10 protein-coding genes are annotated in these 13,253 nt (G+C 61.4%); 5 read left to right on the top strand and 5 right to left on the bottom strand.

What is annotated here, in order from left to right; translation table 11 throughout:
• Positions 1–34: 34 nt before the first annotated feature.
• Positions 35–3,061 (top strand): FAD-binding and (Fe-S)-binding domain-containing protein, encoded by a 3,027-nt coding sequence (locus D8U61_RS02585; protein ID WP_130926386.1) that lies wholly within the window; start codon positions 35–37, stop codon positions 3,059–3,061.
• Here D8U61_RS02585 and D8U61_RS02580 read toward each other — a convergent pair.
• Positions 2,994–3,680, bottom strand: coding sequence for a paraquat-inducible protein A (locus D8U61_RS02580; RefSeq protein ID WP_130926367.1), 687 nt, complete (start codon positions 3,678–3,680; stop codon positions 2,994–2,996). The two genes, D8U61_RS02585 and D8U61_RS02580, sit on opposite strands and share 68 nt — an antisense overlap.
• The gene (locus tag D8U61_RS02575; protein WP_016775060.1) at positions 3,677–4,273 is read right to left on the bottom strand and encodes a paraquat-inducible protein A; all 597 of its coding nucleotides are present in this window, start codon (positions 4,271–4,273) and stop codon (positions 3,677–3,679) included. Before D8U61_RS02575 ends, D8U61_RS02580 begins: the two co-directional genes overlap by 4 nt.
• Positions 4,274–4,443: 170 nt before the next feature.
• Here D8U61_RS02575 and D8U61_RS02570 point away from each other — a divergent pair, with 170 nt between their 5' ends.
• Positions 4,444–5,613, top strand: coding sequence for a DUF1624 domain-containing protein (locus D8U61_RS02570; RefSeq protein ID WP_130926366.1), 1,170 nt, complete (start codon positions 4,444–4,446; stop codon positions 5,611–5,613).
• Positions 5,614–5,774: 161 nt separating this feature from the next.
• Here the strand turns inward: D8U61_RS02570 and D8U61_RS02565 are convergent, their stop codons facing one another.
• Positions 5,775–7,166, bottom strand: a complete 1,392-nt coding sequence (locus D8U61_RS02565) for an aldehyde dehydrogenase family protein (RefSeq protein WP_130901923.1) — start codon at positions 7,164–7,166, stop codon at positions 5,775–5,777.
• Between the two features lie 103 nt (positions 7,167–7,269).
• On the opposite strand from D8U61_RS02565, the gene D8U61_RS02560 reads away from it, so the two are divergent.
• Positions 7,270–8,148: a LysR family transcriptional regulator gene (locus D8U61_RS02560; RefSeq protein WP_038862196.1), complete on the top strand. Its 879-nt coding sequence runs from the start codon at positions 7,270–7,272 to the stop codon at positions 8,146–8,148.
• A gap of 12 nt (positions 8,149–8,160) precedes the next feature.
• On the opposite strand, the gene D8U61_RS02555 is transcribed toward D8U61_RS02560, so the two are convergent.
• Positions 8,161–8,784, bottom strand: a complete 624-nt coding sequence (locus D8U61_RS02555) for a glutathione S-transferase (protein ID WP_130887844.1) — start codon at positions 8,782–8,784, stop codon at positions 8,161–8,163.
• 115 nt (positions 8,785–8,899) lie between these two features.
• The gene (locus D8U61_RS02550; RefSeq protein ID WP_024013222.1) at positions 8,900–9,718 is read right to left on the bottom strand and encodes an alpha/beta hydrolase; all 819 of its coding nucleotides are present in this window, start codon (positions 9,716–9,718) and stop codon (positions 8,900–8,902) included.
• A gap of 223 nt (positions 9,719–9,941) precedes the next feature.
• Here D8U61_RS02550 and D8U61_RS02545 point away from each other — a divergent pair, with 223 nt between their 5' ends.
• Both D8U61_RS02545 and D8U61_RS02540 read left to right on the top strand, forming a co-directional pair.
• A complete protein-coding gene (locus D8U61_RS02545) occupies positions 9,942–11,648 on the top strand; it encodes a ShlB/FhaC/HecB family hemolysin secretion/activation protein (RefSeq protein WP_130926365.1) in 1,707 nt (568 codons plus the stop codon).
• A gap of 25 nt (positions 11,649–11,673) precedes the next feature.
• The coding region (locus D8U61_RS02540) for a filamentous hemagglutinin N-terminal domain-containing protein (protein ID WP_130926364.1) at positions 11,674–13,253 on the top strand (1,580 nt) is incomplete at its 3' end.

Here is a 13,253-nt window from a genome sequence, read left to right as displayed (position 1 = left end):
CACACAGCCCGATTTGACCGAGATGACCCGACCGATGATTGCCCAGCTGTCGCCCGCCAAAGCCTTGACCGGCGATTACCAACAATTCCTCGCCGCCCTGAAAGACAGCGGCTTTCGCGGGGAAATCAGCGCTGATTACGCCAGCCGCGTGGTGCTTGCGACCGACAACTCGATCTATCAGCGCTTGCCGCAAGCGGCGGTGTTTCCGCTGGATGCGGACGATGTGGCACGGGTGGCGCGGCTGATTGCCGAACCGGCGTACGAGAAAGTGGTGATCACCCCGCGAGGCGGTGGCACCGGCACCAACGGTCAATCGCTGACGGACGGCATCGTCGTCGACCTGTCGCGGCACATGAATCGCATTCTGGAAATCAATGTTGAACAACGCTGGGTGCGCGTGCAGGCCGGGGTGGTCAAGGACCAGCTCAACGCCGCGCTGAAATCCGCCGGGCTGTTTTTTGCTCCGGAACTGTCGACCTCCAATCGCGCCACGGTCGGCGGCATGATCAACACCGACGCCAGCGGCCAGGGCAGTTGCACCTACGGCAAGACCCGCGACCATGTGCTGGAACTTGAAATGATCCTGCGCGGCGGCGAGCGTTTGCGCGGTCTGCCGCTGGCCGAGGATGAGCTTGCAGCGCAGTGCGCCCGCGATGATCGCGTCGGCGAAGTCTATCGTTGTGCGCGGCAGATCATTGATGAACAGGGCGAGCTGATCAAGGCACGCTTTCCCGATCTCAACCGCTGCCTGACCGGTTATGACCTGGCGCATCTGCGCGAGGCCGATCAGCGTTTCAACCTCAACAGCGTGCTCTGCGGCGCTGAGGGCTCGCTGGGCTTCGTCGTCGAAGCGCGGCTCAACGTACTGCCGATTCCCAAGCACACGATGCTGGTGAATATCCGCTACGCCGGGTTCATGGATGCCTTGCGTGATGCGCGGGCGTTGATGGCGCTCAAGCCGTTGTCGATTGAAACCGTCGACTCCAAAGTCTTGCTGTTGGCGATGCAGGACATCGTCTGGCACGGCGTTGCCGAATATTTTCCGGAAAACGCTGAGCGGCCGACTCTGGGCATCAACCTGGTCGAGTTCTGCGGTGACGATCCCGAAGATCTGCAACGCCGCGTCGAAGCGTTCCTCGAACATCTGCAAAACGACCGCACCGTGGAGCGCCTGGGCCATACGCTGGCGGTTGGTCAGGCAGCGGTGAACAAGGTCTATGGCATGCGCAAACGGGCGGTGGGCCTGCTCGGCAACGTCGCCGGTGAAGCCCGCCCACAGCCGTTCGTTGAAGACACCGCCGTGCCGCCGCAGCATTTGGCCGAATACATCGCCGAACTGCGCGACCTGCTCGACAGCCACGGCTTGCAGTACGGCATGTTCGGCCATGTCGACGCCGGCGTACTGCACGTGCGGCCGATCCTCGACATGAAAGACCCGCAGCAAGCGGCCCTGGTACGCCCGGTGTCCGATGGCGTAGCGGCGCTGACCCAGCGCTACGGCGGCCTGCTCTGGGGCGAGCATGGCAAGGGCCTGCGTTCGGAATACGCGCCGGCATTCTTCGGCGAGTTGTACCCGGCGCTGCAAGCCTTGAAAGCCGCGTTCGACCCATTCAACCAGTTCAACCCGGGCAAAATCGCTACGCCGGCCAACAGCGGCGCAGCACTGCTGAAGATCGACGAAGTGACCCTGCGCGGCGAGCTGGATCGGCAGATCGACGAAAAAGTCTGGCAAAGCTACGGCGCGGCCATGCACTGCAATGGCAACGGCGCCTGCTACAACTTCGATCCCGATGACGCCATGTGCCCGTCGTGGAAAGCCACCCGCGAACGCGCGCAATCGCCCAAGGGCCGCGCTTCGCTGATTCGCGAATGGCTGCGGTTGCAGGGCGAGGCGGGCGTCGATGTGCTCTCGGACGCAATCCGAAAACCGGCGTTTTTCAGCACGCTGTGGCAGCGCTGGCGCAACAGTCGCGATCCATCGGCGGATTTTTCCCATGAGGTGTACGACGCCATGGCCGGTTGCCTGGCCTGCAAATCCTGCGCGGGGCAGTGCCCGGTGAAGGTCAACGTGCCGGAATTTCGCTCGCGTTTTCTCGAGCTGTATCACAGTCGTTATCTGCGTCCGGCGCGGGACTATCTGATTGCCTCGCTGGAATACACCATTCCATACATGGCGAGGGTACCGGAGCTTTATAACGGTCTGATGGGTGCTGGCTGGGTGCGTGGCGCGCTGGCGCGGATCGGTGGCATGGTCGATGTGCCGCTGCTCAGCCGTTTCGATTTCCACGCGGCGATGCGCCGTTGGCAGGTGCAGCCAGCAACGGTTGCAACGCTGTCGGCGCTAACCCCAGGGCAGCGCGAACGCAGCGTGGTGATCGTGCAGGACGCCTTCACCCGCTACTTCGAAGCGCCGCTGCTGGCTGATCTGGTCGAGCTGATTTCGCGCCTGGGTTATCAGGTCTATCTCGCGCCGTTCAGCGCCAACGGTAAACCGCTGCATGTGCAGGGCTTTCTCTCGGCGTTCAATCGGGCGGCGTTGCGTAACGCTGAGCAGTTGCAGGCGCTGGCGCAGACCGGCGTGCCGCTGCTGGGGCTGGATCCGGCGATGACTCTGGTCTATCGCCAGGAATACCTGAAAGTACCGGGCCTGAATGAGTGCCCAGAAGTAGCGCTGGTGCAGGAATGGTTACTCAAGGTCATGCCGGAGCAGACGCCTGAGGCTCAGCCCAAAGCATTCCGTCTGCTCGCCCATTGCACGGAGAAAACCAACGCGCCGGCCGCGACCCGCCAGTGGGAACAGGTCTTCGAACGTGCCGGTCTGAAGCTGGCCACGCAGGCTACCGGTTGCTGCGGCATGTCCGGTACCTACGGCCACGAAGCACGTAATCGCCAGACCTCAGCCGTCATTTACGAGCAGTCGTGGGCGCGCCAGATGCAGGCTCCGGCGGAGCAGGGCGAGGCGTTGGCGACCGGCTACTCCTGCCGCAGCCAGGTCAAGCGCCAGTCGGATCAGGCGCTGCGCCATCCGTTGCAGGTGCTGCTGGAGACGCTGCGTCGCTGACCGTGTCGCTGGTGTCCTTGTCCCAGATCAGGCGCGGGTCGAAACTCATCGCCGCGAGCATGGTTAACACCACGACCAGGCCGAAGAACAGGATGCCCGGTCGTGGCTCGATATCGCCCAGCGCCTGGAACTTCACCAGCGCCGCGACCAGCGCGACCACCAGCACATCGAGCATCGACCAGTAGCCGATCAGTTCGACGAATCGGTACAGCTTCGAACGCTCCCTGCGCGCCCAATCGCTGTTGCGCTGCACGGTGACCAGCAGCAAAGTCAGGGCGACGAACTTGACCCCCGGCACCGCGATGCTGGCGATGAAAATGATCAGGGCGATGTCCCACGCTCCGGCCTCCCAGAACTCCAGCACGCCACTCATGATCGTGCTGTCGGCGCCGTTGCCGAGCATCACCGTATTCATCACCGGCAGCAGATTGGCGGGAACATAAAACGCCAGCGCGGCGATCATGTACGCCCAGGTGCGCGTCAGCGAATTGGTCTTGCGCCGATGCAACGGCGCATCACAGCGCGGGCATTCGTGGGGCTCGTCGGTCATGTCACAGGCCAAACCACAGCTGTGGCACAGGCACAGGTTGAGTTCGCTGGCGGTCGGTGGACGCTTCATAAAATGTCCCAGAGTTCACGGATGTCACGGCCGGCAATGCGGATCATCATCAGGCTCAGCACCGCCAGGGCGAACAGGCCGATCCCCGGCAGCACATCGAGCAAGCCGGCGAGTTTGAACACCGCGACCATCGCCCCCAGCAGACACACCTCGAGCATGCTCCACGGGCGCAGGGTTTCCAGCCAGCGCATGCACAGATTGAACCCCGGTGCGCGACGCAGGCCGAGGGCAAAACTCAACACCCAGACCAGCAACACCAACTGAAATGCCGGGGCGATGATGATTGCGATCGCCGCGACCATGGCGATAAAGGTGATCGGCCCCTGGCTCAGCGCGAGCACCGAATCCCATAGGGTTGCGCTGTTTTTCATGCCCTTGAGGCTGATGCTCATCACCGGATAGAAATTGGCGAACAGCCACAGCATCGCGGCCGTGAACGTCAGGGCCAGACGCTGCTCGATGGTCAGGCCGTTGAAGCGCTGCAGCACGCCACCGCAGCGCACGCACAGGGTTTTCTGGTGTTTGGCGAGCACGACTTTCTCATACACGCAATCACAGTGCTCGCAGATGATCAGGTGTTCGGTATTGACCATGGACAGCGCTCAAGGGCAGGGCGGACCTGTTCACTATAGAAGGCTGGCGCTGATGGGCAACTTTGATGGTGCATGTTTGGGTTTTGTTTTTCTGGTGTTATAAGGTAACGCGAAATTTGCGGGCGGCGTTGTGGCTGTCCGGTGTTATTCCTCTCGATTGCGAAAGACCCATGCCCCCTGTACTTCCCCGTTCTGCCCCATTGACGACTGGCCGGCTGCTGTCCATTGATGCGCTCCGAGGCCTGGTGATCCTGTTCATGCTGCTCGATCACGTGCGCGAAACCTTCCTGTTGCACCGACAGGTCTCCGATCCGATGGACATTGCCAGCACCGAACCGGCGCTGTTTTTCAGCCGCACATTGGCGCATTTGTGTGCGCCGGTGTTCGTCTTGCTGACCGGATTGTCGGCATGGCTCTACGGCGAAAAATACGCCGGCAAAGCCGATGTCAGCGCGTTTCTGTTCAAGCGCGGATTGTTCCTGGTGGCGCTGGAATTCACTTTGGTCAACTTCGCCTGGACCTTCCAGTTGCCGCCGAGCGTGATCTACCTGCAAGTGATCTGGGCGATCGGCCTGAGCATGATCGCGCTGGCGCTGCTGGTCTGGTTGCCGCGTGCGCTGCTGCTGACGCTGAGCGTGGCGATCATCGCCGGGCACAACCTGCTCGACGCGGTGCATTTCCCGGTTGAGTCGGCGATGCATGTGCCTTGGGCGATTCTGCATGATCGAGGTTGGATCGAGATCAGCGAAACCCTGCGCCTGCGCACCTCGTACCCGCTGCTGCCGTGGATTGGTGTAATCGGCCTGGGCTATGCGCTGGGGCCGTGGTTTGCTCGCGGCATGGACGCGGCGGAGCGTCAGCGTCGTTTGCTGATTGCCGGGGCCGCTGGATTGCTGGGCTTTGTGGCGCTGCGCTTGATCAATGGCTACGGCGAAAAGCCGTGGGCGATCAGCGATTCGCTGGTGCAGACACTGATGAGCTTTTTCAATATCACCAAATACCCGCCATCGCTGCTGTTCATCGCGCTGACTGTGAGCGTGGGGCTGTTGCTGTTGCTCGCCTTTGAGCGCGTGCAGAGTCGCCGCTGGATTGGCTGGCTGACCGTGTTCGGCTCGGCGCCGATGTTTTTCTATCTGCTGCACTTGTATGTGTTGAAGGTGTTGTACCTGATTGGCGTGGCGCTGTTCGGCCTGAATCAGGGCAGCTATTTCGGCTTTTCGACGGTGACGGCGGTGTGGCTGGCGGCGGTGGTTCTTGCCGTGGTGCTGTTCCCGGCGGTGCGCTGGTTTTCGGCACTGAAAGCGCGGCGCCGGGACATCAGTTGGTTGAAGTATCTGTAAATCGAAGCAGAGCATGTGGGAGTCGTGCCCCAAATCATCTGCGCAACCGTGCCCCTGTGGGAGCGAGCCTGCTCGCGAAGAGGTGTGTCAGTCGATGCAGCAGTGACTGACAGGACGCTTTCGCGAGCAGGCTCGCTCCCACAGGTTTTACAGCACCCGGCTTATTTACGATCCAGCCACACGGTTTGCGCGTTGCAGAATTCCCGTACGCCAAAGTGCGACAGCTCACGACCGAAGCCGCTCTTCTTCACGCCGCCGAAGGTCACACGAGGATCGCTCGCCGAGTAGCCGTTGATGAACACGCCGCCGGTTTCCAGTTCGCTGGTCAGTTGCTCGGCCAGCGCGACGTTGGCGGTGTAGATCGTGGCGGTCAGGCCGAAATCGCTGTCGTTGGCCAAGGCCACGGCGTGTGCGCAATCGCGGGCGGTGATAATCGAAGCGACCGGGCCAAACAGCTCTTGCTTGAACGAAGTCATGCGGTCGGTGACATCGGCCAGTACCGTCGGCTCATAGTAGTTGCCCGAACCCTCAACCTTGCTGCCGCCGAGCAGCAGCGTCGCGCCTTCCTCCAACGTGTCACGCACTTGCTGATCCAATTCATCACGCAGATCGAAGCGCGCCATCGGCCCGATATAGGTGTCCGCATTCAGCGGATCGCCCATCTTCAACTGGCGTGTCGCTTCAACGAACTTGCGGGTGAATTCCTCGACCACGCCTTGTTCGATGATCAGACGCTTGGCAGCCGCGCAAACCTGGCCGGAGTTCTGATAACGACCGACCACCGCCGCGTGCACCGCCTCATCCAGATCAGCATCGTTGAGCACGATGAACGGATCGGAGCCGCCGAGTTCCAGCACGCATTTCTTCAATGCCGCACCGGCCTGAGCGCCGATGGCCATGCCGGCGCGGACGCTGCCAGTCAGGGTCACAGCGGCGATGCGCGAATCGGCGATGGCGCTGGAAACGCCTTCCGGGGTGACGTTGATCACTTCAAACACGCCCTCGGGGAAACCGGCGCGAACAAACGCATCGCGCAGCAGGTAAGCGCTGCCCATCACGTTTGGCGCATGCTTGAGCACGTAAGTGTTGCCAGCGATCAACGTCGGCACCGCGCCGCGCAGCACTTGCCAGATCGGGAAATTCCACGGCATCACCGCCAGAATCGGCCCCAGCGGACGGTATTCGATACGCGCCTTGCCGCCTTCAACCTGAGTGGCTTCGGCGTCGAGCATGGCCGGGCCATGTTCGGCGTACCACTCGCAGAGCTTGGCGCATTTCTCGATTTCGCCACGGGCCTGGGCGATCGGCTTGCCCATTTCCCGGGTGATCATGGTTGCCATCGCTTCTGAGGTTTCACGCAGCGCGCCGGCGAGTGCGGTCAAAAGACGCGAACGATCCTGCAGCGGCTTGCGCTTCCACTTGCCAAAAGCAAAGGCAGCGCGAGTCAGCGCCGCATCAAGGGCAGCGGCGGATTCAAACGCGTAATGCCCGATCTGCTCGCCGGTGGCTGGGTTGATCGAGATGGCGTGGGTCTGGCTGGAAATCTGGCTCATGACGTTGTCCTGTAGGTTCGTCGGATGGGCCTAGAGTAGGGTGGCGTTAGTTTTCTGGAAACTGAATAATAGAGATCGTTTCTTTCACGATCGGAGAATGACTGTGGATCTGGTGCAACTGGAAATCTTCAAGGCCGTGGCCGAGCACGGCAGCATCAGCGCTGCCGCCACGCAGATTCATCGCGTGCCGTCGAACCTGACCACACGGATCAAACAGCTGGAGCAGGACCTCGGTGTCGACCTGTTTATCCGCGAGAAAAGCCGTCTGCGCCTGTCGCCGGCCGGGTGGAGTTTTCTCGAATACACGCGGCGTATTCTCGATCTGGTGCAGGAAGCCCGCGCTACGGTCGCAGGCGAAGAACCCCAGGGCGCGTTCCCCTTGGGCTCGCTGGAAAGTACCGCAGCGGTGCGCATTCCCGAACTGCTGGCGGCGTACAACCAGCAGCACCCGAAGGTCGACCTCGATCTTTCAACCGGGCCATCGGGGACGATGATCGACGGCGTGCTGTCCGGGCGTCTGGCTGCGGCATTCGTCGACGGCCCGGTGCTGCATCCGGCCCTGGAAGGTGTGCCGGCGTTCGAGGAGGAAATGGTCATCATCGCGCCGCTCAATCATTCACCGGTCGAACGTGCGGCGGACGTGAATGGCGAGAATATCTACGCCTTCCGTTCCAACTGTTCCTACCGGCATCATTTCGAAAAATGGTTCAGCACTGACGCTGCCGTACCCGGCAAGATCTTCGAAATGGAGTCCTATCACGGCATGCTCGCCTGCGTCAGCGCCGGTGCCGGCCTGGCACTGATGCCGCGAAAAATGCTGCAGAGCATGCCCGGCAGCGCGACGGTCAGCGTCTGGCCGCTGACCGCGGACTTCCGCTATCTGACTACGTGGCTGGTGTGGCGCCGGGGCACGGTGTCGCGCAGTCTGAGCATGTTCGTGCGTTTGCTTGAAGAGCGGGGCGTGGTGCGTGAGCAAGCCTGATCGAGCGCATCTTTATGGCGTGCCATTGCGCCCGTACAAACGATAACCGTCGCGCTGATTCAAGCGATCGTAATAGGCGCGCACCGCAGCCAGATTCCCGTGATCGAGCGGCGTTTCGAACCAGCGATTCACTGACAGCCCGATCGGAATGTCCGCCAGGGAAAACTGCTCGCCACTGACGTAAGCGCCAGTCTTCTCCAGTTGGCGGTCGAGGATTTGCATGTTGCGCATCCAGTCCCGGCAGCCGGCGGCCAGGGCATCGCCGTCCTGATAATCCGGCGACTTGCGCACCAGCGCCATCAGCGGGTACGACCAAGAGCGATTCAGCTCCGAGGCCTGCCAATCGATCCACTGATCGACCCGCGCGCGGGCGATGGGCTCAACCGGATATAAATGCGCACCGCCGTAACGCGTCGCCAGATAACGAATGATGGTGTTGGATTCCCAGAGAGTGAAATCGCCGTCCTGGATCACCGGCACCATGGCGCAGGGATTGAGCGCGAGAAACTCCTGTGTGTTTGGCGACTGGAAGCCCGAACCCCAGTCTTCGCGCTCGAACGGGATGTCCAGTTCGGCACAGGTCCACAGCACTTTGCGAACGTTGATCGATGAGGCTTTGCCGAGTATTCGCAGCATTGGATTTCCTTCTCCGGGTAGTGGACGCAGAAAAATACCATAGCGCAAAACACAAGGCCCGCATCGCGCGGGCCTTGGTTCATCAGCATCTGACTACGGCTTTTGCCGGGCGGAATTACCGATTGAGGAACGCCAGCAGATCCTCATTCAACGCCTGCGCGTGGGTCACGGCGAACCCGTGCGGCGCGCCGGCGTAGACCTTCAACTCGGCGCCTTTGATTTGCGCGGCGGCCTGCTTGCCGGTGGTTTCGAACGGCACGATCTGGTCGCCGTCGCCATGGATCACCAGAGTCGGCACATCGATCTTGGCCATGTCCGGGCGGAAGTCGGTTTCCGAGAACGCGGTCACGCAGTCGACGGTGCCCTTGAGCGATGCCAGCAGCGCGATGTTCAGGGTTTGCGTGAGCACGCCGTCAGAGACTTTCTGGCCCTGATTGGTGCCGTAGAACGGCGCGTTGAAATCAGCGATAAATTGCGCACGATCCTTCAGCAGGCCGGCCTTGATGCCGTCGAACACTGATTTGTCGACGCCGTCGGCGAAGTCGGCTTTCTTGCCGAACAGCGGCGTGACCGCACCGAGCAATACCAGGCCGGCAACGCGCTCGCTGCCGTGGCGGGCGATGTAGCGGCTGACGTCGCCGCCACCCATGGAGAAGCCGACCAGGGTCACGTCGCGCAGGTCCAGATGGTTGATCAGGCCGGCGATGTCATCGGCGAAAGTGTCGTAGTCGTAGCCGGTCCATGGTTGATCGGAGCGACCGAAACCACGGCGGTCGAAGGCGATGGTGCGATAGCCGCGACTGCTCAGGTATTCCATCTGGTATTCCCACATGTCGGCATCCAGCGGCCAGCCGTGGCTGAACAGCACGGGCTTGCCGCTGCCCCAGTCCTTGTAATAGATCTCGGTGCCGTCTTGGGTTTTGAAGGTGCTCATGCAAACTCCTTGTGATCGTGTGTGGCAAGAATAGATGCCGAATGGGCAACGGCCACTATCCGCGCAAAACGCGCCCGCCACTTGTACGCAGGTGCTGGTTTCACCCGTATGAAGGTGCGGCAAACGCCGATGAACGGCGCAAACATAAGTTTGACGTCAAAATGATGGCCCTCTAATATCGCGCCACTATTTTGATGTCACTTTTTATGTCGAGGGATCGAACATGTTTTCACCCGCCTTCACGGCGCGGTTGTGCCTGGCGCTGCTCTGCCTTTCTCCGCTTGAATCTGCCTGGGCCGCGCCCACTCCCGGTGAAACCGACCTGATCCGCGAACGTCAGAACCGTTTGCTCGAAGAGCAGCAGCGGCGCCTCGAAGAACTCAAGGATCTGCCCGGCAAAGACGCCAAACCCGTACAGCCGACAACCCCCGTCGACACTCGCTGCTTCACCATCAAGGACATCGAGCTCAAGGGCGCCGACAGCCTCTCGGAGCGTGAAAAGGCGCGTCTGCTCAAGCCTTATATCGGCGAATGCCTCGGCGTGCCGCAGCTCAACGAGCTGCTCAAAGTCATCACCGACCATTACATCGAAAAAGGTCTGGTCACCAGCCGCGCTTATCTGCCGCAACAGGATCTGTCCGCCGGGCACCTGAAAGTGCTCGTGGTCGAAGGCAAGCTCGAAGGCATGAAGGGCGCGGAAAACAGCCGGCTCTCGGATCGCGAACTGGCCATGGCCTTTCCCGGCAAAAGCGGTGAACTGGTCAACCTGCGCGAGATCGAGCAGATGGTCGACCAGCTCAATCGCCTGCCGTCCAACCAGGCCAAAATGGAGCTGGCGCCGGGGCAGAATGTCGGCGGCAGCGAGGTGCGCGTGACCAACACGCCGCAGAAGCCATGGCGCGCCGGCCTGTCGCGCAGCAACGACGGTCAGCGCAGCACCGGCGAGCAGCAGTGGGGTACATCGTTCGACTGGGATAGCCCGCTGGGTCTGGCCGACCAGCTGAGCCTGCGCGGCGGTCACGATGCGATGACCGATCACCAGCACACTTCCAACAACGCCATGCTCAATTACAGCCTGCCGTGGGGCTGGTGGACGTTCAGTTACACCTACAGCCAGAGCGAGTACCGCTCGCAGATCGCCGCCAACGGCTACAACTTCAAGCAGACCGGCGACAGCGAAAACCATCAACTGCGCGCCGAGCGCGTGATCCATCGCGACGCGGTCAGCAAGACCTCCCTCAGTGCGGGACTTTCGTACCTGCGCAGCAACAACTTCATCGAAGACAGCAAACTCAAACTGAGCAGCAATCGCATCAGCGAAGCGCAATTCGGCTTCAACCACGGCCGTCGTGTCGGCAGCGCGTTCGTCAACTTCGATGCTGGCGTGCAGGAGGGCATTGGTGCTTTCGATGCGCAGGGCAGTCACGATCCCGGCCCCGGCGAACCGGACGCACGCTACCGCAAATACACCGCAACCCTGAGCTATTTGCAGCCGTTCAAATTGCTCGGTGAATCCTTCAGCTTCAGCAGCCTGATGACCGGCCAGCGCAGCGAAGATGTGCTGTTCAGCCCACAGCGCACCAGCCTCGGCGGCTCGGCGTCGATCCGCGGCTACAAGGATCAATCGCTGTCCGGCGACAGTGGTGGCTACTGGCGCAACGACCTGCGCTGGAGCCGCCCGGTGACGGCCGAATGGCTGCAACCGGTGTTCGCCGAATACGGCACCAGCCTCGGTTACGACCAGGGCGTAATTCGCGGCGATCGCTACAACGGCGATCAGCACGGACGCATGTCGAGCAACTCGCTGGAGTTGTTCGCCCGTGGTCAGCATGTGGCCGCCAGCGTGACATTCGCGCATTCCCTGGAACGACCGGACGCGCTGACCGAGCGCGAAGCGCCGATTTATTTCCGCCTGGATTTCTTCATTTAATTTTTGCCCGCTTCGAGATTCTGATATGGACATTCGCCACCTGGCTTTGCTGGCCAGCCAACCTTCTGCGGCCGTAAAAAAGCGCGAGCAATTCTGCGGCATGCCCAAGCGTGGTCTCGCCTTTTTGCTGGCGAACGTCATGTTCTGGCAACCGGTGTGGGCGCAGGCGGACGGCATCGTTGTCAGTGCACCCGGCACCAGTCTGGATCGCGCCGGCAATGGCGTGCCAATCGTCAACATCGCAGCGCCCAATGGCAGTGGCCTGTCGCATAACCAGTTCCACGACTACAACGTCGGTGCGCAAGGCGTCATCCTCAACAACGCCACCGACCGCATGCAACAGACGCAACTGGGCGGGATCATTCTCGGCAACCCGAACCTGCGTGGCGCAGCGGCACAAACCATCCTCAACGAAGTCAATGGCGGCAGCCCGAGCCAGTTGCGCGGCTACACCGAAGTCGCAGGGCAATCGGCACGGGTGATCGTTTCCAATCCTTACGGCATCAGTTGCAACGGTTGCGGTTTCATCAACACGCCACGTGTCACGCTGACCACCGGTAAACCGGTGCTCGACAACGGTCGCCTGGAGCGCTTTCAGGTCGATCAGGGAAGCGTTTCGATTGACGGCGTCGGTCTTGATGCGAGCAACGTCGACAGTTTCGAAATCATTACCCGCAGTGCGCAGATCAATGCACAGATCCACGCAAAAAACCTGAACATCACCACCGGCCGCAACGACGTCAACGCCGACACGCTCAGCGCCACCGCCCGTGCCGATGACGGCAGCGCCAGACCACAACTGGCCATCGACTCCTCGGCGCTCGGCGGCATGTATGCCGGTGCAATCAAACTGGTCGGCACCGAGCAGGGCGTTGGCGTGAAGCTGGCAGGGGATCTTGCCGCCAGCGCAGGTGACATCCGGATCGACGCCAATGGCCAACTGACCCTGGCCAAAGTCACGGCGGGTAATGCCGTCGATGTAAAGGCCAAAAGTCTCGATGCCCAGGGCGCGGTTTATGCCGGTACGCAGGTCACCGTACAAACCGCCGAAGACCTGATCAATCGCCAAAGCCTCGCTGCCCGTGACAGCGTCAGCCTGAGCAGTGGCGGCAGGCTGACCAATACCGGTGTGATTGAAGCCGGGGTAAGCGCAGACAACAGCCGCAACGCCAATGGTGATCTGTCGATCAACAGTGCTTCGGTGAGCAACAGTGGCAGCGTGTTGGCCAGCCGAACCCTGACCGCCAGCGCAGCCGCAACGTTCGAGAACCAGAACGGTACCGTGCAGGCTCAAGACCTCACTCTGAACGCGGCGCGCCTGGTCAACCAAGGTGTGAATGCGCGTGTTTATGGTGAAACCCGTCTGGTCGTGAGCGCGCCGGCCATCGTCAACCTCAGCGGCCTGATTCGCTTCGCCGATGGGCAAGCGGCAACACTGGTGGTCGACAGTATCGACAACCGTCAGGGCCGTATCGAAATCGCCGGCGGCAGCCTCAAGCTCAATGCTCAGGAGGTAAAAAACACCGGCGGCAAAGTGATCGCCGGTCGCCTCGACGTGGACGCCCGTCAACTGGACAACAGCGGCGGCCTGATCGGCGCCAGCGA

Source organism: Pseudomonas sp. Sample_14 (genome assembly GCF_004307515.1).
Lineage (GTDB): Bacteria > Pseudomonadota > Gammaproteobacteria > Pseudomonadales > Pseudomonadaceae > Aquipseudomonas > Aquipseudomonas atacamensis.
The sequence above is the reverse complement of the archived record's forward strand: the minus strand, read 5'-3'. Positions and strand labels throughout refer to the sequence as shown.